This window comes from Microbulbifer sp. ABH2_005 (genome assembly GCF_056160005.1).
On sequence record NZ_JBSWWI010000001.1, the window covers coordinates 1,822,480 to 1,843,607 of the forward strand.

Annotated in this window: 16 protein-coding genes; 12 read left to right on the top strand and 4 right to left on the bottom strand. The window is 45.1% G+C overall.

What is annotated here, in order from left to right; genetic code table 11:
* The first annotated feature begins 11 nt into the window (after window positions 1-11).
* The gene (locus tag ACXAFI_RS07975; protein ID WP_475108365.1) at window positions 12-1,235 is read left to right on the top strand and encodes a CaiB/BaiF CoA transferase family protein; all 1,224 of its coding nucleotides are present in this window, start codon (window positions 12-14) and stop codon (window positions 1,233-1,235) included.
* A gap of 212 nt (window positions 1,236-1,447) precedes the next feature.
* Window positions 1,448-1,813: a VOC family protein gene (locus ACXAFI_RS07980; RefSeq protein ID WP_475108366.1), complete on the top strand. Its 366-nt coding sequence runs from the start codon at window positions 1,448-1,450 to the stop codon at window positions 1,811-1,813.
* Window positions 1,814-2,129: 316 nt separating this feature from the next.
* Here ACXAFI_RS07980 and ACXAFI_RS07985 read toward each other — a convergent pair whose 3' ends face one another.
* The gene (locus tag ACXAFI_RS07985) at window positions 2,130-2,957 is read right to left on the bottom strand and encodes a hypothetical protein (RefSeq protein WP_475108367.1); all 828 of its coding nucleotides are present in this window, start codon (window positions 2,955-2,957) and stop codon (window positions 2,130-2,132) included.
* A 783-nt stretch (window positions 2,958-3,740) separates the two neighbouring features.
* On the opposite strand from ACXAFI_RS07985, the gene ACXAFI_RS07990 reads away from it, so the two are divergent.
* From ACXAFI_RS07990 to ACXAFI_RS08005, 4 genes are all read left to right on the top strand, one after another.
* Window positions 3,741-5,138, top strand: a complete 1,398-nt coding sequence (locus ACXAFI_RS07990; RefSeq protein ID WP_475108368.1) for a tryptophanase — start codon at window positions 3,741-3,743, stop codon at window positions 5,136-5,138.
* A 369-nt stretch (window positions 5,139-5,507) separates the two neighbouring features.
* Entirely contained in the window at window positions 5,508-6,182 is a 675-nt protein-coding gene (locus ACXAFI_RS07995; protein ID WP_475108369.1) for a TetR/AcrR family transcriptional regulator, read from the top strand.
* Between the two features lie 27 nt (window positions 6,183-6,209).
* The gene (locus tag ACXAFI_RS08000; RefSeq protein ID WP_475108370.1) at window positions 6,210-7,568 is read left to right on the top strand and encodes an efflux RND transporter periplasmic adaptor subunit; all 1,359 of its coding nucleotides are present in this window, start codon (window positions 6,210-6,212) and stop codon (window positions 7,566-7,568) included.
* A complete protein-coding gene (locus ACXAFI_RS08005) occupies window positions 7,565-10,681 on the top strand; it encodes an efflux RND transporter permease subunit (RefSeq protein ID WP_475108371.1) in 3,117 nt (1,038 codons plus the stop codon). Before ACXAFI_RS08000 ends, ACXAFI_RS08005 begins: the two co-directional genes overlap by 4 nt.
* A gap of 46 nt (window positions 10,682-10,727) precedes the next feature.
* Here the strand turns inward: ACXAFI_RS08005 and ACXAFI_RS08010 are convergent, their stop codons facing one another.
* The gene (locus ACXAFI_RS08010) at window positions 10,728-11,045 is read right to left on the bottom strand and encodes an IS30 family transposase (protein WP_475109805.1); all 318 of its coding nucleotides are present in this window, start codon (window positions 11,043-11,045) and stop codon (window positions 10,728-10,730) included.
* A gap of 622 nt (window positions 11,046-11,667) precedes the next feature.
* Here ACXAFI_RS08010 and ACXAFI_RS08015 point away from each other — a divergent pair.
* The 6 genes from ACXAFI_RS08015 to ACXAFI_RS08040 all read left to right on the top strand — a co-directional run bounded on the left by ACXAFI_RS08015 (window position 11,668) and on the right by ACXAFI_RS08040 (window position 19,761).
* Window positions 11,668-12,711 (top strand): hypothetical protein, encoded by a 1,044-nt coding sequence (locus ACXAFI_RS08015; protein WP_475108372.1) that lies wholly within the window; start codon window positions 11,668-11,670, stop codon window positions 12,709-12,711.
* 1,851 nt (window positions 12,712-14,562) lie between these two features.
* Window positions 14,563-14,940, top strand: a complete 378-nt coding sequence (locus ACXAFI_RS08020; RefSeq protein WP_475108373.1) for a BlaI/MecI/CopY family transcriptional regulator — start codon at window positions 14,563-14,565, stop codon at window positions 14,938-14,940.
* Between the two features lie 22 nt (window positions 14,941-14,962).
* The gene (locus ACXAFI_RS08025; RefSeq protein ID WP_475108374.1) at window positions 14,963-16,459 is read left to right on the top strand and encodes a peptidoglycan DD-metalloendopeptidase family protein; all 1,497 of its coding nucleotides are present in this window, start codon (window positions 14,963-14,965) and stop codon (window positions 16,457-16,459) included.
* Between the two features lie 3 nt (window positions 16,460-16,462).
* A complete protein-coding gene (locus tag ACXAFI_RS08030; protein ID WP_475108375.1) occupies window positions 16,463-17,833 on the top strand; it encodes a peptidoglycan DD-metalloendopeptidase family protein in 1,371 nt (456 codons plus the stop codon).
* Between the two features lie 248 nt (window positions 17,834-18,081).
* A complete protein-coding gene (locus ACXAFI_RS08035; RefSeq protein ID WP_475108376.1) occupies window positions 18,082-18,957 on the top strand; it encodes an alpha/beta hydrolase in 876 nt (291 codons plus the stop codon).
* A 66-nt stretch (window positions 18,958-19,023) separates the two neighbouring features.
* Complete coding sequence (locus ACXAFI_RS08040) at window positions 19,024-19,761, top strand: carbon-nitrogen hydrolase family protein (protein ID WP_475108377.1); 738 nt, start codon at window positions 19,024-19,026, stop codon at window positions 19,759-19,761.
* Window positions 19,762-19,882: 121 nt separating this feature from the next.
* Here the strand turns inward: ACXAFI_RS08040 and ACXAFI_RS08045 are convergent, their stop codons facing one another.
* Window positions 19,883-20,152, bottom strand: coding sequence for a DUF1330 domain-containing protein (locus tag ACXAFI_RS08045; RefSeq protein WP_475108378.1), 270 nt, complete (start codon window positions 20,150-20,152; stop codon window positions 19,883-19,885).
* A gap of 181 nt (window positions 20,153-20,333) precedes the next feature.
* Window positions 20,334-20,975 (bottom strand): hypothetical protein, encoded by a 642-nt coding sequence (locus ACXAFI_RS08050; RefSeq protein WP_475108379.1) that lies wholly within the window; start codon window positions 20,973-20,975, stop codon window positions 20,334-20,336.
* Window positions 20,976-21,128 lie beyond the last annotated feature (153 nt).

Sequence of the window (21,128 nt, forward strand, 5' to 3'; positions counted from 1 at the left end):
ACGAGGAAGTTATGGCAGGACCGCTCGCGCATCTCAAGGTACTCGATCTCAGTCGTATTCTCGCAGGCCCCTGGGCCGGACAGGTTTTCGCCGATTTTGGCGCCGAAGTGATCAAGGTGGAGCGCCCTGAGCGGGGCGATGATACCCGCCACTGGGGCCCTCCCTACCTCAAAGACGCCGAGGGTAATGACACCGCCGATGCCGCCTATTACCTGAGTGCCAACCGCGGCAAGAAATCGGTCACCATCGATATCACCACTGAAGCCGGCCAGGACCTGATCAAACAGATGGCTGCCCGTTGCGATATTCTTCTGGAAAACTACAAGGTAGGTGGTCTGAAAAAATACGGCCTGGATTATGATTCCATCAAGGCCATCAATCCCGGAGTGATTTATTGCTCTATTACTGGCTTCGGTCAAACCGGCCCCTATAAAAACCGTGCCGGCTACGATGCCATGATTCAGGGTATGGGTGGGTTGATGAGCATCACTGGTGTGCCTGAGGGGCAGCCAGGTGCCGGCCCACAAAAAGTGGGGGTGGCCGTTGCCGATCTGATGACGGGCATGTATGCGGTTTCCTCAGTACTTGCCGCCGTAGTGCATCGCCAGCAGACGGGAGTGGGGCAGCATATCGATCTGGCACTGCTGGATACCCAGGTGTCCTGGCTTGCCAATCAGGCCCAGAACTATCTCACCTCTGGTAAAAGCCCCGAACGCCAGGGCACAGGCCACCCCAATATCGTGCCTTACCAGGCTGTGCCCTCACAAGACGGCTATTTTATATTGGCCGTGGGTAACGATGACCAGTTCAAGCGTTTCTGTAAGATCGCGGGTATAGAACAGCTTGCAGACAATCCTGCTTATGTCAGCAATTCCTCACGGGTAATGGCCCGCGAAGAGCTGATTCCTCAAATTGAAAACGCCACCCGTCAGCAGAACTCTGCCTGGTGGCTGGAAAAACTCAGCGAAGCCCATGTCCCCTGTGGACCGATCAATACCCTCGAAGAGGTTTTTGCCGATCCGCAGGTGCAAGCGCGAGGCATGGTGGTAGAGCAGGATCACCCGCAAGCCGGCAAAGTAAAAACCGTACGCAACCCGGTACTCTTTTCCGAATCCGCCCTCGACTACCAGCAGGCCCCTCCGGTTTTGGGGGAGCACACTGAAGAAGTCCTGCGCGAGTTACTGGGAAAAGATGAGGAGCAAATTAACCAGCTGCGCCGCAGCGGCGTCGTGTAGTCCTATCACGGGCCCGGCAGAATATTTTGCCGGGCTTAGCTCACAACACTGAACCAGATATTATGGGGAAGAAGCAAAGAGCCTCCACTCTTAGGGCAAGCTGTGAATGCATTGCAGTAGGCTCGTCATCGGTTTCATATTTTTTTATACGACCCAAGAAGCAGGGTGTTCTTCGCCTATAGCTTATAAAGCCAATAACACAGGGAAGCGTTATGCAACTGGATCACTTCAATATCACCGCACCTCAAGATCAACTACTGCGCGTGCGGGATTTCTATATAAAAATCCTTGGTCTCACCGAAGGCGAGCGACCGAACTTTAAGAACAATGGTTTTTGGCTCTACGGCAACGGCAAACCAATTGTTCACCTGATGGAAGGCGAGGTTTCTGAAAAGCAACCTGCTAAGCCCTACTTAGATCATGTAGCTTTCCATACGGATGATCTTCAGCCAATAAAAGAACGATTGGATTCAATGGGCATTGCCTGCGAGCAGATGGATGTCCCTGGCCGTAACCTCAGGCAGCTGGTGTTTTTTGATCCGGTGGGGATTAAGGTTGAGGTGAATGCGCTGGTTTAGCTACTCAAAGTTTTATCAAAGGCCATTAATACTGGGCTACATTGCCGGATGGCTCGGAAATTGAATAGCGCTTAAATAAATTTTTCATTCGTGGCAATTCATTGCTGCAGATGAAGGTACCGGTGAGCTTTGTTGTGATTTTACCTCTTCAGGCAAGGATAATGGGTATTGAGAGGTACCATAGATCTGTTTATTTTTTGTTCCTCCATTTTGGGTAAGGGGTGTAAATGTGGAAGTGACTTTGCAGAAATACTGTAAGATAAATCCAGCAAAGCCACTTTTCCCCACTTTTTAGAGCCGTAGGGTTTTACTAAATTTATTGGTGATTGCGATAAGCTTCTTCGAGCAGGTGTTGCAGCGGAAATTCTGCAGTGGGTAATTCATTGCCATGCTCATCTCTTGCTAAGACATGAATGGAGTGTTCATCCCCTTCGGGGCCAGAATGGGTTGATATATTTAGTTTGTATGGCTCTGCAAATTTGGCTTCATTACTGGACATGGAGATCGGGATATACAATTTTGCTTCCCCGTTTCCAAACCATAATGAATCAATAACAACTGCATTATCATGCCCGCTGTTAGAGTTTGAAGTTATTTTGCTGTTTAGTGATAGTCTGAGTCTGCTTCCATCGATGGTAAGCGTTTTGATATCGGTTACTTTGCCTGGGGTTACATCAACCAGGCGGCCTCCCACATGAAATAATGGCTGCCCTTGGTTTCCTGGTTGCTCTGCACCGATAAAGCTGTCAGCTTCAGATACAAAGCCGTCAATATTGATCATTTGATCATTTGAATTTTGAATGTCTAGCCCATGTATTTCGATATTGAGTTGGCGGTATACCCAAGTGTTACCAACAGTGGCCTGATGGAAGCCGCCAAAAGAGTTAAAGTTCCTTACAGATAGCTTGGATGCATAAGGAAAATTCACATCTAGTGAAGTTATTACAGCTGGGGATGAAGAATTTGCTTGATCAACCGTTAAGGTTGCAGAGTTGGCTCCATTTAAGTCGAGGCCCGGGTATTGTAAGCTGGCATTAGATGAATTGATGTCTTGGATTTCGTATTTGAAAGTTTTTGCTTGCGCTTCAAAGGCAAGAAAGGCTGCGGAAATGGCTGCTGTTGCTAAGGCGTATTTAGGGAACATATAAATCTACTGCTTAATAATCGAGTTTTTACTAAGTGATAAAGGCGGTCTAAATAGAATACTACTGGCCTGCCTAATTAGTGTGTCTAGTGTCACACGAAAAAAGATGTCTCAAGAGATTGAGGCTTAAATTTTGATGTGTGAAGTAAGTCGTAAAAAATTCCAGTTTCCTCAAGTAGTGATTCACTTAAAGTGATATCTCTGAATTGAGTTTATCCCTCCTTGGTTAAAATCTTCCGATAATTTACGGGGAGCTTACAGCACGATTTTAATCAAGTAAATATTATTTGCTTTAAAGGTGTGTGTCAGATTTGGTACCATAATTCCAGATATCTTAAGCTTCTGTTCTTTTTGGGTTTAATAATGGTTGAATAGGTTTTAGGAAAACGGTTCGTTATTTTTTGGGGGTTGAAGTGTATATGGATATTAATGTTCGTAGGTTTATTTTTACAGCAAGCAAGTTATTGCATTGGCACGGCAAGCAGCTAAGTTTTTTCATTTCCTACTGTTGTTTCACTAGCTGTCTTTCGCGTATTTGGCATAGATGACATTAAAAATCATCTATATAAATTGCCTTTCGGCAGGCCTTACTGGTAAGCCATGCTAAAAGCAATCTTGTTACATTCCTTGCCCCTGAGAGGCAGGGTAACTGGTGTACTTGTCACTTCTTCAATTCGCCTATTCGCCCCTTCATCTGTACTATATCCGCGTTAAAAACAGCATGCAGTGTGACTGAACTCAAAATTTCAGTTCCCGCTGTCAGGATTGATAAGGAAAATAATGATGAAGCGTATTCCTGAGCCATTCCGCATCAAGATGGTTGAGCCGATCAAAATGACCACTCTGGCCGATAGAGAAAAGGCTCTGGCGGAAGCTGGTTTGAACCCTTTCTTGCTGCGTAGCGATGATGTCTATATCGATCTGTTGACGGATTCAGGCACTGGGGCGATGAGCGATAACCAGTGGGCCGGTTTGATGTTGGGGGATGAGTCTTACGCAGGTAGCCGCAACTATTACAATTTGTGCCAAGCGGTCGAGCACTTTTTTGGATACAAATTAACCGTTCCCGCCCACCAGGGTCGTGGTGCAGAGCAGATCCTGTTTCCCGCCCTGATTGAGCGCATGCGCCAGGTGCGTGGCGGTACCACGCCGGTCTTTATCTCCAACTATCACTTCGATACCACCGCGGGCCATATTGAGTTGAATGGCGGCAAGGCGGTTAATGTGTTGGACAAGCGAGCCTTTGATACCTTAACGGCTTATGACTGGAAAGGTAATTTCGATTTAGAGAGGCTGGTCGAGACCATTGAGGAGCACGGGGCGAATAATATTTGTGCAATTATCACCACGATAACTTGCAACAGCTCTGGAGGTCAGCCGGTTTCCATGGCGAATATGCGCGCTGTGTATGAGATAGCCACGAAATACGATATCCCAGTGGTGATAGACTCTGCGCGCTATTGTGAGAATGCCTACTTTATCAAGCAGCGCGAAGAGGGATATCAGGATAAGTCGATCCTGGAGATTATTCGCGAGATGTATCAATACGGCGATATGCTGACCATGTCTGCCAAGAAAGATCCCATGGTGAACATTGGTGGCCTCTGTTGTATCCGTGATCACGAGGAGCTTTTCCAGGCGGTACGAACCCGTTGTGTGCCTATGGAGGGCTTCGTCACTTATGGGGGCATGGCGGGGCGAGATATGGAGGCATTGGCGCGAGGTCTTTATGAGGCAGCCGATGAGAATTTCCTGCATTACCGCATCAGCCAGGTGGCCTACTTGGGTGAGCGCTTGCGCGAGGGTGGGGTGCCTATCCAGTATCCGACAGGTGGCCATGCGGTATTTGTGGATGCGGCTAAGATTCTACCCCATATCCCACCGGAGCAGTTCCCTGCACAAGTTTTAACTAATGCACTGTACTTGGAGGCGGGTATCCGTGCGGTGGAGATTGGTTCCTTATTGCTGGGGCGTGATCCTGAATCCGGTGAGCAGAAGAAGGCGGATCTGGAGTTAATGCGCCTGACGATTCCACGGCGTGTCTATACCAATGATCATATGGATTATATTGCCGATGCGATCATAGAATTGCAGAACCGAGCACACGAATTGAAAGGTCTCGCTTTTCAATACGAGCCGCCAGTGTTACGACACTTTACGGCCAGATTTAAATCCCTGTAGTGAGCGGGAAGCTCAACAGGCATTTATCAGGTGATTTCTGTTGAGTCTCTTCTTTCGATAAAGGCCCCTAGCGGGCCTTTTTTTGTTTCTCGTTTGAAGTTCAGATTTGCCACTGCACGGTGATTTTCCCTTATCGCAACAGTCAGCCATGAAAGCTCTCCCGCCACCCATATGATGTTGAGCAGGGTATCCCCAGTCTTCAGCCGACATTAAGAGAGGCTCCAGGTTTTGACTGGTTAGTTGTTAACTGGGCGTTTATAGGTTGTACACCGGGGTGTACCAATCAGTTTTGACTTTTAAGTCCCTTTTCTAGCTTGTTTTCCTTTAAGCACTACCATTTAATTAATCACGTGATTAATTAAGTGGGATATGAAGTTGACGAAAACCACACCTACCCGTGGCCGCGGGCGTCCAAGGGACCCGGAGCGCGAGAAAGAGGTGCGTGAGGCCCTGATGCAATCCGCCCATAGGCTGCTTCGAGAGAAGCCGTTTCGTGATATCTCTATTCGAGAAATTGCTCAGGGTGCTGGAGTAAATTCCGCCATGATCAGCTATCACTTTGACGGTAAAGAGGGGCTGATTATCGAGGTTATCCGCGGCCAGTTTATGCAGTTCGGCCCGGCATTCCTCAATATGAGCTTGGAAGTAAAAGAGCCCACTTTAGAGACATTGAAGGAAGCGATGGCCCATATTATTCGCCTTTATATACGCGAACCCTGGATACCCCGTTTGATTGTGGGGGAGGTGGCCTCCAAACCCGGCCGAATGCGCGAATTATTTACCGATAGACTGGCTTCTGCACTGGGCCCAAAGTTGCGAGAACTTTTGCACGCACTTCAGTGTGCCGGCCATCTACGCCTAGATCTAGATATCAACCTGATGCCTATTTCATTTATCAGTCTGATCGCTTTTCCGTTTATTGCTGGGGACCCCTTTAAAGAAATTTTCGCTTTTATGTTGGATGAGGAAAACAGCGAAAAGTGGATTGATCACACAGTAAAGCTGCTGCTCCATGGAGTGGCCAATAACTCTGCAGCCGAGTAATAGTTGAACATTTGGAGATTGGTGGTGATGAATAAGGTCCAGCTAAAGAAACTGATGAATCGCCGCCTGGCGCTTCCTACTCTGGTAGCCGTGGGGGTTTTTATTTCCATGGCATTGGTCATGAGCAAGAATCCACCCATACACGATGTGCAGGATACATTGATTACCCCGGTACATGCGGTGCTGGTTCAAGAGCAACCGTTACGTGCGCGAGCCGTTGCCTATGGCGAAGTGAAACCCAGCACTTTTCTTGAGGCCAATGCCGAAGTGAGTGGCCGAGTTGTCTACACAGCGCCGGAACTGGAACGCGGCAATATGATTCCTGCCGGTACCTTGGTTCTGAAAATTGATGACACCAGCTACCAGTTGGCCTTGGCCAAGGCTGAGAGCGATTTGGCAGCCAATCGGGCAAATCTGCAGGAACTCAAAGTGGAGGAGGCCAATAGCCAGCGCTCCCTTGAAATTGCCGAACGCACACTGAAGCTGGGTGAGAAAGAGCTGGAGCGAAAACAAAAACTGGTGGCTAAGGGCACGGTATCTCGCTCTAGTGTGGATGTTGAAGAGCAAAATGTGTTGCGCCTGCGCCAGGAAGTGCAAAACCAAACTAGCCAACTCTCCTTGTTTCCGACACGCCGCAAGGTAATTGAGGCCCAGATCGCGCGCGCTGAGGCTCAAGTGCGCGATAGTAAATACAACCTGGAACGCACCCAGGTAATTTTACCTTTCGATGCGCGCATTGGTGACGTCTATGTAGAGGAGAATCAATACGTGGCTGGCAATGCGCGCTTGTTCGATGCTAGTGGCCTGGACCAGGTGGAAATTGCAGCGGAACTCCCCATGGTCCATGTGGCACCACTGTTGCGTAATCTCAGGCCAAGCAATGATCGTGTACCGGCCCCAGAGGATCTGCCCAAAATGCTGGTGGGTTTGGAGGCTCGAATCACCCTGGTCGGAGGTCCTGGAAACAATGAGTGGCAGGGCCGGGTGGTGCGCTTGGGCGGCACCCTGGATAGCACCAGCCGCATGCTTTCCGTTGTTGTTGCTGTAGATGATCCGTATGGCAAAGCCCTTGCCGGCAATAAACCGCCGCTATTTCGCGGTATGTATGCCCGCGTGGAGTTATTCGCGCCCGCCGCTTCGGCGCTGGCCATTCCCCGCCGCGCCCTGCACGAGGGAAGGGTATATCTCGTGGAAGATGGCCAATTGCGCCTGCGTTCGGTGCAGGTTGATTACCACCAGGGTGATACCACGGTTATTCGTGAAGGTTTGAGTCCTGGTGAGCAGGTTATTGTTACCGATGTGATCCCGGCTATTGACGGCATGGCGGTATCAGTGTCTGGAAGTCAACAGGCCGTATTCGTGAATACTGGAGGGACGCAGCAGTGATTCGTTTTTTTGCCGCCCACCCCACTGCGGCCAATCTATTAATGGTCGCACTGATGCTGAGTGGACTGTTTGTCCTGCCCAGTATGAAGCGTGAAACCATGCCGGAGATCGATAAATTCGAAGTGCAGGTATCCGTTCCTTACGCCGGTGCCGCAGCTGCAGAGGTGGAAGACAGCATCTGTCTTCCCCTGGAAGAGGCCACTGATGGCATCAGTTTTATTGATGAGCGCTTGTGTGAGGCTAATGATAATCTCGGGCTAATGTCCTTGAAGATGCAGGAAACTGGAGATATGAACCAGTTTGTTGCCGATGTGGAATCTGCGGTAGATAGCATTGATTCTCTGCCCGCAGAGAGCGAGCGCCCAATCGTCAAAGAGATGGGGCGGACTCAGGGTGTTGTTAGTATTGCTATCAGTGCTGATTTGCCGTTGCCGCAACTGAACCAATTGGCAGAGCACTACCGTCGCGAATTATTGCGTGATCCTGCTATCCCTATAGTGCGCATTTCGGGTTTCTCTGATCATCAGCTGCAGATCGAAATTTCCGATTACAACCTGCGCCAGTATGGGCTCAGCGTGATGGAACTGGCCAATATTATCGATCAACAGGCCATTGATATGCCTGCCGGTAAGGTGTCCACTCCAGACCGGGAATACCAGCTGCGTTTTACCGAAGAGCGCCGCACCGTAGAAGAACTGGAAAATCTCGTCGTTATTAAAGGCGAGGACGGTGCCGAAGTACGCCTTGGCGATATCGCAAAAATTTATGATGGCTTCGAGTTGGCGGAAGATAAGATTACTTTCGATGGCCATCGCGCAGCGCTTCTCAATGTTGAAAAGAATAGTGTGGATGACAGTCTGCGCGTGCTGGAAGCTGTGCGTGCTTTTGTCGATCGTGAAAATGAAAAGTTACCCGAGGGTATAAAACTGACCCTTACCCAGGATAGTGCTTCCATTGTTGCTGATCGACTGCAAATGATCATCTCTAATGCCTGGCAGGGCCTGATCCTGGTAGCTCTGGCGCTGTACCTATTCTTTGGTGGCCGCTATGTATTTTGGGTGGTGATGGGGCTTCCTGTCTCCTTTCTTGGCTCCTTTGCCTTGATCACCGCCATGGGTGTATCCATCAATATGATTAGTTTGGTGGGTTTACTTATTGCTATCGGCATTTTGATGGACGATGCCATAGTACTTTCGGAAAGTATTGCTAGTGAACACCGTGAGGGCGGTTCTCCGTTAGAGGCGGTAGTAAATGGTACCAAGCGCGTTGCCCGCGGAGTCCTGTCTTCCTTCGCGACCACTGTGATGGTGTTTGGTGGGCTGATTTTTATTAAGGGTGATATGGGGCAGGTGCTTAAAGTTCTGCCAATTGTCCTTATTTCAGTGTTGATCGTCAGCTTGATAGAAGCCTTCTTGATTCTGCCGGCACACCTGCGCCATGCGCTTGAGAATAAAAGCCGTACGCCCGCCTGGAAGCAGGCTTTTGCTAAACGCTTTGAAAGCTGGCGTGAAAGTGTAGGGCGCGCGGCAGACTGGGCTGTTAAATATCGCTACGCCTTTGTTGGTGGTGTGCTCGGTCTGTTCTTCTTGACCGTAAGTTTGTTGCCAGCGGGGATCGTGAAATTTCAGGGATTCCCCACTTTAGAGGGCGATCTGTTACAAGCTCGTATTCTAATGCCCCAGGGTACCTCCCTGCAGGATATGGAAAAACTGGTTGATAAACAGCTGGATGCACTTGAGCGGATTGCTGCAGAGCTTTCTGAAAAGGAAAGTGCCCCTCTCGTCAATCACACCAGTGTTACTTTTGGGGTTAATGGTGACGCCTTTGAAACTGGCCCCCATGTGGCAACGATCAATGTTGATTTACTGGCAGCCGAAGGGCGCAATACCAGTATGGATACATTGCGTCACGCTTGGCGAGAGGCTGCCGGTGAAATACCCGGAGCGATCGCCATTCTTTACAAAGAGCCCGTCCTCGGTCCCGCAGGCCGTGCAATCCACTTGCGCCTTGCCGGGCTAGAGCTGGACCAGCTGAAAGCGGTTTCTATCCGCCTGCAAAATTGGCTGCGAGGATACGATGGTGTAGTGAATGTGGTGGATGATCTACGCCCTGGAAAACCACAGTTAACCATTAAAATGCGTGAAGGTGCCTACGCTTCCGGCCTGGATGCCAGCAATGTCGCCAACCAGTTACGCGCCGCTTATCAAGGAATGGAAATTGATGAGATCCAATACCGGGGAGAAACCTACGAGATCCAAGTGCGCATGGATGCGGATTCCCGCGGAGCCCTGAGCCGCTTCGATGAACTGGTAATTATCCACCCAGTGACCAAGCAGCGTGTCCCCTTGATTGCCATTGCCGATGTTGAAATGAACCGCGACTATGCCCGGATTCAGCGGATAGATGGTGAGCGTGTAGTCAGTGTGTTCGCCGATGTTTTCACCGAGAAAGCCAACGCAGGACAGGTACTTGGAGATACTCAGGAAAAGTTTCTGGTTGAGTTAATGGAAGAATTCCCTGAGCTGCGCGTGGATATGGAGGGGGAAATAAAGAACAGTAAGGTCACCGGTGAATCCATCGGCCGCGCTCTGTTAATCGGTGCTATTGGCATCTACCTGTTATTGTCATTGCAATTCCGCAGCTATGTAGAGCCCTTAATCGTGTTGGTTGCCATTCCGCTAGCGCTGATTGGCGTTATCTGGGGGCACCTGATTATGGGGCAGAATATGTCCATGCCCAGCATGATGGGTTTTGTCTCCCTAGCAGGTATTGTAGTAAATGACTCCATCTTGCTGGTGGAGTTTGTGAAGCGGCGCGTACGCGAAGGTATGGATGTTCATAGTGCCGCTAGCCAAGCCAGCCGCGATCGCTTCCGCGCAATTATCTTGACTTCGCTCACAACTGTCGCAGGACTTTTGCCTCTACTGTTTGAAACAAGTCTGCAAGCTCAGGTGTTGGTACCACTGGTAACCAGTATTGTCTTCGGCATCAGTAGCTCAACCGTGTTGATTCTTTTGGTGCTGCCGGCGCTCTATGGGATCTTGGAGGACTTTGGGTTTACTGAGCGTGAGAAAACAGGTAAGGAATTAAGATTTTCCCCAGTACTTGACTGAAGATTAAGGAAAATCCAGATTTCGAAGGCTAAGATTTTAATGTATATTAATAGAATCCTAGATTGCCAACATAAGTGACACACGTTTGCCCACCAAAAATTCCAGTGGGCGCAAGTAAATTTATTACCTTCCTGGGGCGAGTATTGATTCGAAACGCTGCATCACTAATACGACTTTTTGGTACCTTACCAATTTCCATTCCTTTCGGGAAAAACCGCCTCAAAAGACTATTAGTGTTTTCATTCAGCCTACGCTCCCCGGAGTGATAAGGTTTTGCTAAATACACTCTGTATCCTAGCTTCTGTGCAATCGATTGATGACTCGTAAATTCTCCGCCATTATCGAAGGTGATAGTTTTACAGATGACAGTGTGTTACCAGATAGCCATATTGACCATAAACAGTATTGTCTCCCCGGTGACCTATTTCAGTGTTTTCATCGACAATCGCAAGTCTTTGATCAATATCTATGCGCTATAGAGTAAACTTTACGTTTGCCGCGGTGCTTACCTGTTTATGACAAGGCTTGGCTTTCCTTGGCTGGCGTAACCTCCAGTCAAGTCGGCTGATTTAGTGGTCAATTGTTGAGCAGCTTGCCGCTATTGCAGTGCTTGACGGTGGGCGCTCTCGGTACTGTGAGGGCTCATACGCTGTAACTTGTGAGAGATTGTCTATTGGGTCGATGGAGGCATTGTGCGATGGCGCGGACTGAATAGTTCTGTCCAGTGATTGCTTCTATCAGGTATTGATCTTTCAGGGTCAGTTGGGTGGTCGGGTTCCCATGAGATTCCTGGTTTGTTCGCGTGGAAGCTTGCCAACCTTTAGCTAGCTGGCCCCCTTCGCTATTACCAAGTGTGTCGGTTATTGTAAGAATCTAGGAAACACATGTTGATTTTTCAGTTTATAATATAGTGCATTTAACTGGTGATTGTCTGATATTTCCAGGGTTGTGTTAAAAGTTATATTGTTTTTTTGGTGTTGTATAGAATGAAGTTGTTAACTCTGCTAATGAATAAAGAGAGCGGTCAAAGTGGGGTGGAAATATTCTCTGATATGTACCTTAAGTATCAGATAGTTTCTTATAATAAACCTATAATATTTACTTTTCCACCACTCGGTTTCGGTGTCGATATAAGTAATATAGATGTAGCATCGGGTGTTTGGGGTTTTGATTTTCTAAAAAATTACAGCCTTAATATTATTTCTTTTGGATATTCAGGGACAAATAATTACTTTAAAAGCGCCGATTTTGTATGTTTTCTCGAGGAGCTTTCTCCTCTCTTGAAATTATTTCCTGCTCGCTTGGGCTACGGGCTTAGTCGCGGAGGGTTTGGTATTGGTGCCTATGCAAATCTACTCCAGTTGAACAAAATGTTATTAGTGCATCCTGTAAGCACTAAAAATAAGGATCAAGTTCCTTGGGATACTAGGCATTCAACCAAAGTAGCGGGCCAGTTGGATTGGTCTACTAAATATAGTGATGTTTCCATTCCGGATGATTGTAAAATTTTTATATTCTATGATCCTGTAAAGGCTATTGATGTGAAGCATGCAAGACGATTTAAAAGTAATTTTGTTAGGCATGTAAGGGTGATGGGGATGGGACATGGTTCAGGGATGGAATTTTTAGTTAAGTATAGTAAGTATTGGAAGCGTTTAATTGAGGATTTCTTATACAAAGAGGACCTTAATGAAAATACGTTGTTTCGATTGAGGCGATATATGAGGAGTAGCCCTCTATATCATGAAAACATGATAAGTGAGATTAAGAGTCCTTTGAGGTTGAAAATATTAAAGAGGTCTATGAGCAAGGCAGAGGAAATAGCTGCGCAGCATGTTAACCCTCAGCCAGTAACTCGAGATGATTTCATTGATGCAGTTAGGGATTTGGCGCTTAAGGCTAAAAAAATTGATATAAATATTGCGTACGATCTAATGAAAGTGGCACATTTGGCTAGGCCGAAAGGTCCATTTATTAGGGAGAAACTAGATGAATATAAATACCTTAAGAATATTGCAAGTGAAACTTAATAAACGTGCAGATGTTTGATTGCTAATATTAGATCTTGCTCTAAAGGTTTTATCTAACTTCTATTTAGTACTGATACTAGAGGCTTTATACATTTCAAAAAGAACAACGATGGTGAGTTGATTTAAGTCAGGGGTGAGGAATGATCAGTGGAAAACGAATGTTTATTATTTCTCCCAGCGAAAATAAGGAGGGGAGACCCAAGGCCCAATAATGATGAGTGTAGTGGTCTACTAAACCAGAACATCAGTTTTGCCACCGAATATAGAGGTATTCAATGAGTAGGCAGCGTCGATGCTTCTCTCCCGGATTTATACTAGATGCTGCCCGAATAGTAGTAGGTCAAGGCTACTCAATCCCTGAAGTGGCCTTGTCGCTGGATCAAGCAATTGGATTCGGAGCGTGGTGGATGGACATATACAAATAAAGCGCTTACAACTGAGCAACCAATATTAAGGAGTTTGAACCCAATATCAATCACCCAGAAAAAAAGAGATACTAAAAAGGCTACCGTTCTATTGATGTTCGGCGAGATGAATTGTTACGCGTTGATAGGCCGATTAAGTGGGCAGGAGTCCGTGGAACTGATCTGCAAAGTATTTAAAATACCTCGATCGTGCCACTAAGAATATAGGAAAGGAAGAACTCCGTTGATGTACCCTGACTGCAAATCCAATCACAGTCATTGAGCTTGCCGAATACAGCCGTAGCTCTGTTGAAAATCGCACAATCGTAGCTGCACTAACGTGAATAGGGGATATCAATGAGGCGCCATAAATTTCGAAGGCATATGTGTACGGAGAGCTTGGTGTGTAGGTCCTCATAAGAAAAAAAGAGGAATCGTAGAACGCTTAGATATATCAAAGAAGCTTGACTGCTAGTTTAATGTAGCCAAGCCAAGTTTGGTGCAATGATAAAACCTATATTTGGGCTGGTTCAAGCTGGTGTTATCTATACATTTACATGCTCACCGTGTCCTTGGGTGGGGCTTCTCAGGAAAACTAGGGGTAACAAAGCAGTGGGAATTGCTTGGAAGCAGCGAGGAAAGTCCGATTGAGTTATGTTCCACTCGCATCAAGGCAGCCAGTATGCCAGTCATCAGCTCCGACAACAGCTTTGGAGTTATCGAATGACCCAAAGTATGCGTTAGTGTGGAGGTTGTTGGGATAATTCACCAGCGGAAAAATTTTTCGAAGTCTGAAAAGTGAATGGATACATTCTCTTGGTTACAGATCCATTTCAGAAGTAAGAAGAGACATCGCTAATTACCTGATGAGTTACTACAACTGGGAGCACCCCTGCCAACACAATGATGGAATATGGCCTACGAAAGTGGAAGAAAAACTTAATTTAATGTCCGGAAATAGTTGACCGCTACAATATCCCTGGGGTTGTAGTGAGGATGTTCAAAGTTTCGTGCCAGGCCTAATAGGCTGAAGTGTTTTTCCAAGCGCTCTGGGAAGTGGATCGTCACCTGCGATAGCATTAAATTCCAATATTGAATTGGATGTGTTCAGTGCTCATTCGTGCTGAGTATGTTGATGTACAACAGCTTAAGTAAGTTGTAGCGTTCAACTCTTTTTTAATAATGGTAAAAAAATGAAACAGAACTCAGAACATCATCGAACTGGAGGAAAGATAGATGGTTGAAAATTAACCAGGCCGTCTCACATCTCTTTTTTTCAGGATGCTCGACATATAGTTGACCCACTTTACCCCCAATTCTTTTTAGCATAGTTACAGTTAGTCGCTTGGACATGTTTTGCAATTTTGTGCTTGACCTTGCGCGACAGGTGTCGCACACTTGCCCCTAGTGTAGTGAGGGTGCCTATAACGTCACGAGAACAAAGTAAATGAAAGAATCTAAACCTTCCCCCTCAGAGCTTACCTTGCTAAAGGCGCTCTGGAAGCAGAGTCCGCTAAGTGCAAGAGAACTGCATGAAAAGGTGAAATCCGAACTCTGCTGGTCCTATTCATCCACTAGGAAAACATTGGATAGAATGCGAGACAAGTCCTTTGTAATTCAGTCTGAAGTACATGGTATTCAAGTCTATAAGGCAGCCCTAGATAAAGTCGAAACACTTGCGCAATATGCCACAGACTTCGCCTCACGGGTTCTTGAGCTGGATGGTCCACTCCCTATAGCTATGTTTGCAAACAGCAAATTAATGAGTGAGCAGGACCTGGAAGAGCTACAAGAAATGTTGAACACCTGGCCTGATGTAGATTGAGTCGGGGAGGCAGTGAGATTATATGCAGGAATTATTATCCTCGTTGTCATTCTTTGCGCCGAACCTTTTTGTTACATCCATATTTTCTGTAATTTGGGCATGCTTCATTTATATTGGTGTAAGAACTATAACCGCACAGTCTAGTCTTAAATCTTGGGGTGTTTCTGGTTGGCGTAGCTTTTGGTTGTGTGTTTTATGTGTGATTAGCTTGCCATTTTTTCTTGCGCAATTATTAGATCTTTCCTCAATAGGCTTAGTGCCTGAATTTAAATATGATCTTACTCCACCGGATGCAGCTTTTGGTCAAACAATAAGTGGTGGCGCTCAGCTGGTGGACAAAACCCTAACCTTTAATTACCTAGAAATTCTAGCTGGTGGCTGGGGGGTGTTTTATGTTAGTGGGGTATTGTTGAGCCTGATACTGATATTTCGAAGGCATAACCGATTGGTTAGCGTACTAGGTATAGTTAATGAGGTTGAATTTGAATCGCAAGTTGTAGGTGACCTACTAACTTATCAGCAGCTTGATTACTTATCTAAAAAGAATGTAAAACTGATTATTACAAAAGCTAAGTGCTCTCCATTCGTTTTCGGCTCACTTAACTTGAATCTTGTTCTACCTAGTTATTTGTTGTCGATGGATGCCAAGGAACGACAATTGATTGTAGAGCATGAATTAACTCATATAAGACGGCGAGATCCATTGTTAATCATGGTGGCTCATGTTTTGGTGTGTTTCTTATGGTTCATTCCTTTTGTTAGGTGGGCTAAAGGGCAATTGTTATGGGCTATTGAACTTAGCTGCGATCGACAAGTATTGAAATCCTCAGAGGTTGGGAATGGAAGAGTTTATGCCCAGGCAATGCTGCGGACATTACAACAGTGCTCTGGGCAAGCCAGCTGTAAGGGTGTTGCTGCCTTTTCAGTATTTGAAGAGGCAAACCAATTAACTTTTTTTAAGAAAAGATTGGTGAATATCAGGGAAACTGCTCAAGAAGATTCTAAGCCTAACAGCTTTGCTTCTGGAATCTTTAGGGGGGCACTTGTGAGTTTTACTATATTGCTAATTCTTATTGGTATTCTTATAAAATCTAGTTTCTCAATCGCTAGCTCTAAAAAAGAGATCTGGATGGCGCCTATTGAAGGTGCACGTATCAGTAGTCAATTTGGAGGTTTGGAGAAGTTTAGAAAGAAACCTCACCTAGGTACAGATTTTGCCGCCCCCCTGGGTACAGCAATAGTATCTGCTGCTGATGGAATCGTTGTTGTTTCAACTGATCACTATAAACATAGAAATTACGGAAAGATTGTTATTGTTGATCATGGGGATAATGCTCAGACACTTTACTCACATTTAGACTCGCGGGAAGTGAGCGTTGGTCAAACAGTAAAAGCTGGACAGAAGATTGGAACAGTCGGTGTCACAGGAAATGTGACTGGCCCTCATTTGCACTTTGAGTTAATTGAGCGGGGTGAAAGAGTTGATCCAGAACACTTGCTTACACTGTGGTTCGGTTGATCAATGGCAAGGTATCTAATTGATCATATTTTTCCAAGGGAGTTGTTAGCTTTTTATGGCAATTTAATTCTTCAGTTTGCTTTTGTTCTATTGTTAATAATGCTCTGCCCAACGCTATTGCAGGCGAAGTCCTTAGAGCAGGAAGGAGGTATCTTTCAGCTCAATGACGAGGTTCTATCGATACTTTATTCAGTAAAAGCAGATCAATCAAATTTAATGGAAGGTAATGCTCAAATTGGACAACCCAATATGGATTACGGTGTCCTTGCCGTTGAGAACGGTGAGCGAATAAAGTCGGTATCTCTTGCTAAAAATCAAGGTTTACTGTCCTTGCTAATCGAAAACTCGATTAGCAATAAGGATGCTTATGCGGTTGTAAAAATTTTTTCCGAGCACTTTAATGTCAATGCAATACCAGCTGGAAAGGCATTTCAATTGACTTTTGATGAGCAATTAAGATTTCAAAGTATTGGTGTGAAACGGGCATTTGCCGAGAAGTTTGAAGTCAAGAGGTCTGGTCAAAAATTTATTGTTGTTAAGAATAAAAATCCAACTACTCTAAAAAAGTATTATGTTGAAGGTGAGATTGTAGGAAGTTTATATACGTCTGGTCTACGGCTTGGCCTGAATAATGGTGCTCTGGCAAAGCTCAATGAAATTTTAAGTTACGAGATAGATTTTCAACGTGAGATTCATTCAGGTGATCGTTTCTCTGTGTTTTATAGTACTTTGCGAGATGATGTGGAAGGTGATGAAGTTTTCCATGAAATACATTTTGCGAAAGTTGCTTTAAAAAATGATCCAGTTTCCCTGTATCGCTATGAAGATAATGAGACTGGAATGGTTGATTACTTGGATTCCAGAGGGAAAAACTCCAGAAGTTTTCTTATAAAGACTCCACTAAAGAATGCGCGCCTGTCATCATATTATGGTAGGCGTAAACATCCAGTATTGGGTTATACAAGAATGCATAATGGCCTGGACTTTGGCGCTCCATCAGGTACGCCGATACTTGCTGCTGGAGATGGCACTATAGAAAGAGCCTCTTACTTTGGTAGCTTTGGCAATTACATTCGTATTGGCCACAAATCGGGAGTGCAAACTATTTATGCGCATCTGAAAGGCTATGCCAAGGGTATCAAGACTGGTGTGAAAGTGGAGCAAGGACAGGTGATTGGTTATTTAGGGGCTACGGGTAGGGTTAAAGGCCGGCATTTGCATTATGAAATTCATAAGAATGGTAAGGCAGTTGATCCACTTAGGTTGGACCTCCCTGCTGCCAGTCGTTTGTCAGGAGAAAGTTTAGAGCGTTATTATGAATTCATTGAGACGGTAGATGAAGCTATAAAGGTTTACAAGAAACATAAAGAATGAAAATTTTTGTGCGTTTTATTTGAGCCGTTGCAATGGTCGGGTTTTTAGTCATAGAGATAGTTAGTAGGTTATTATGGATAATGATCGCAACGGTCATTATATAAATTTTAGCCTTAAAGAAATAGTAAAAACATTGATAGTTTCTTCTAAAGATTTTGGGGTAACTTATGCCTTCGCAGAAGTATCTATTTACAAATCAATTGAATCAAAGTTTTTTCGGGTCAAAGTACGTTATACAAGGGTGGATTATGTATAGATTGATTTTTTTTGTATTGGTGTTTTCTCTGTATTCTGCTTCAATATTGGCAGAAGAGCTTGTTGTTCAAAGGTCTGGGCCTTTTGAGTTAGAGAACTCTGAGGTTTTTACAATTCATTCAAAAATCTTAGGGCGAGAATATGAAATATATATTAAGACTCCTGCTGGCTATTACGATAAAGCTCAGAATAGAAAAAGCTACCCATCTTTATATCTAAATGATGGTCCCTATACATTCAAAGTTGCCTCAGGTGTAACACACTTGAAAAGCATGAATAAGGCGATTGTGATCGGTATCTCTTTTGCAAAAGGGGAGAAAGGGCAGTTTAGTCGAGTGCGGGATCTTACCCCTGTGCCTGATGATAGCTGGAAGCGCTATAAAACCGGCGGTGCTCCGGAGTACCTGAGATTTATCGAGAGTGAGGTAATTCCGTTTGTTGAGGCAAATTATCGTGCTAACCCCAAAAGAAGAATCTTGGCTGGTCAATCTTTAGGCGGCTCTTTTGGAGCCTGGGTATTGTTAAACAAGCCTGATCTTTTTTCCAGTTATATCCTGACAAGCCCATCGCTTTGGTATAAAAATGAGATAATTTTCGATATTGAAGAAGAGTACTCGAAAAGGCATAAGTCCTTAATTGCAAATATCTACCTTGCAACTGGCGCCCTGGAAACTAAAAAAAGCTCTGGAATGAATCATAATATGGTGGAAGGCCACAGGAATTTTGTTGAGCTTTTGCGCTCGCGAAAATATCAGGGTATGTACCTCAATGATGAGGTGGTAAGTGGAGCTGATCACTATTCAACCTTTCCTATTGGCTTGGCAAAAGGGCTTCGTTGGATTTATCAGGAGCGATGGAAAGATCTATAGTAATTTTAATTCAATGAGAAGTAAGGGTTAGCTCACATTTTAACTAAGGCTTTGACGGGGTGTGAAATGAAAATTGCTATGGCTCAAGTTCATTCTATTAAGGGTGATTTTCCGAAAAATATAGATATTCATCTTGAGGCTATAAAGGTGGCTGGAGATATTGGTGTTTCTCTGATTGTATTTCCGGAGTTGTCTTTAACTGGTTATGAACCAGAAATAGCTAATGAGCTTGCTTTTTCATTAAATGACGAGAGGTTTGAGGTTCTTAAAGAGGCTGCTGCTCATTATGGCCTATATATTATGGTGGGAGCGCCATTGAAAGGTGATTGTTTACCAAAGATTGGTGCAGTCATATTTATTCCTGATGGAACCGTCTTATCTTATGAGAAGAACTATTTGCACGAGGGAGAGGAAACTTATTTTTCTGTAGGGAATGACATAAGGTTCTTAGATATTAAAAATCACAGGATCGGGTTAGGTATATGTGCTGATATCAATAACCCCAAGCATTTTGAACAGTATATAAATGAGGGAGTTTCAGTCTATGTTGCTGGAGTACTGATTACTGCCGATGGGTATATTAATGATACAGCAACGTTGTGCAACTACTCCTACGCACATAAGATACTAGTGGCTATGGCAAACCACACGCGGCCTACTGGAGGATGGCAGCCTTGCGGAAAGAGTGCTGCCTGGTACGCAGGGCATGAGGTAGCAGTTGCGGATTCAAGAAATGATTCATTGGTGATATCTGAGGAAGTTAATGGTAAGTGGTTATCCTGGGTGGTGTTATTAGATATTTAGGGTGGTTTCGGTAGTCGGTCGAGCTGTTCCTATTCGTTTGGAAAAAGGCTCAGGTGGTGTTATCAAGACCAATAAATGGTGCCTTTATATAAAGGCCTTTTGCTATATAAAAATAGTCTTTTTATAGCTTTTCTGTATACCAAATCTTAGGAGTCCCAATGACGTCAGCCTCTTTGCGAGACTCATGTAGCTCGACGCTATTAACGAATGCTTCAGCTTTTTCCTTGGAGGGGAATTCGTGAATAACAGTTAAATTACTGGGATTACCCATCTCTTGATACACTGATGTGTTTGTACTGCCCATTTGGTTCAATATTGGCATGAAATCTGTAAGAACTTTGTGCCATTTATCGAAATCTTTTACTGAAGCCTGCATAAATAGGTAAACCATCAGATACTTCTCTAGTATTGGTTGCTAGGGCGGTGATATCGTCTGATCTAACTATAGCATCGAATAATTCCCGCTCGATGTGGTCGATAGCAACCCGGCAAAAGAAAAATAGGCTCATTAAATTCTCCGCCGGGCTACAGCTGTAGGTTTCCTGATAGAGGATTTATCTCATAGGAAGAAATCAGTTCATCACTCCAAGCTTACAACCTTTGTTTTTGATCTTAACCCAATGACTCATAAAGTTGACCGGAGACGTGTAGGCTTCATAGATAACGGCCTGTCCCCAGGGAGTGACTGCGCCCTGCATGGGCTTTGAATAAGAAAAGGCTCCCATTACCCATGCGCTCTTGGTAACGCAGTCCCCAGAGGTTGGGAAGTTGGATGTCAGAGTTGGATTATGGTTGTAGACGAGGCTGGTGGAATTTAATAGCTGTTGGGCTCTGTTGACAACAGTTGCAACTTCAGTATCAGAGGCAGGGTGCACGTAAATAGTGACATCATTTGCCGAGCTAGGATAAAACATAACATCATTTACAGTGCCATGGGTTTCACCAGAGGCAGAGTTTTGTGCCCAGACCTGCCAGCTGTTACCACAGATCTCATCCCAACTTTGCAGTCCAGTGGCATTCACCACAAATGGAGAAACGTGCCCGCCGCCTATAGTCTTTTTAATATTACTAAATGAAGTTAGTGTTTTACCTGCCTGTATCATTACACCTATACAGCGCATGTTTGCTTGGGTGACGCCAAGGGCAGTGCTTAGATCACCTAACATATCGTTGCAGCTAGTTGCATTAGTGCGGCTGCGGACAAGGTTGGGCATTTCTATTCTCCTTTCTTGCAGATAGAGCGATATACAGTTTTTTATGTTTTTTTAGTGTTAACTTTTAATACCAGCAGTAAATTCTTATTGGTGTTTGGGCGCACCAAAATTTTTATAATTATGCGGTTATATTTGTTTTGATGCTCTGTCAAT

Coding starts and splice junctions, on each gene's coding strand:
- ACXAFI_RS07975 (WP_475108365.1), top strand. CDS start 12: ATGGCAGGACCGCTCGCGCATCTCAAGGTACTCGATCTCAGTCGTATT.
- ACXAFI_RS07980 (WP_475108366.1), top strand. CDS start 1,448: ATGCAACTGGATCACTTCAATATCACCGCACCTCAAGATCAACTACTG.
- ACXAFI_RS07985 (WP_475108367.1), bottom strand. CDS start 2,957: ATGTTCCCTAAATACGCCTTAGCAACAGCAGCCATTTCCGCAGCCTTT.
- ACXAFI_RS07990 (WP_475108368.1), top strand. CDS start 3,741: ATGAAGCGTATTCCTGAGCCATTCCGCATCAAGATGGTTGAGCCGATC.
- ACXAFI_RS07995 (WP_475108369.1), top strand. CDS start 5,508: ATGAAGTTGACGAAAACCACACCTACCCGTGGCCGCGGGCGTCCAAGG.
- ACXAFI_RS08000 (WP_475108370.1), top strand. CDS start 6,210: ATGAATAAGGTCCAGCTAAAGAAACTGATGAATCGCCGCCTGGCGCTT.
- ACXAFI_RS08015 (WP_475108372.1), top strand. CDS start 11,668: ATGAAGTTGTTAACTCTGCTAATGAATAAAGAGAGCGGTCAAAGTGGG.
- ACXAFI_RS08020 (WP_475108373.1), top strand. CDS start 14,563: ATGAAAGAATCTAAACCTTCCCCCTCAGAGCTTACCTTGCTAAAGGCG.
- ACXAFI_RS08025 (WP_475108374.1), top strand. CDS start 14,963: ATGCAGGAATTATTATCCTCGTTGTCATTCTTTGCGCCGAACCTTTTT.
- ACXAFI_RS08030 (WP_475108375.1), top strand. CDS start 16,463: ATGGCAAGGTATCTAATTGATCATATTTTTCCAAGGGAGTTGTTAGCT.
- ACXAFI_RS08035 (WP_475108376.1), top strand. CDS start 18,082: ATGTATAGATTGATTTTTTTTGTATTGGTGTTTTCTCTGTATTCTGCT.
- ACXAFI_RS08040 (WP_475108377.1), top strand. CDS start 19,024: ATGAAAATTGCTATGGCTCAAGTTCATTCTATTAAGGGTGATTTTCCG.
- ACXAFI_RS08045 (WP_475108378.1), bottom strand. CDS start 20,152: ATGGTTTACCTATTTATGCAGGCTTCAGTAAAAGATTTCGATAAATGG.
- ACXAFI_RS08050 (WP_475108379.1), bottom strand. CDS start 20,975: ATGCCCAACCTTGTCCGCAGCCGCACTAATGCAACTAGCTGCAACGAT.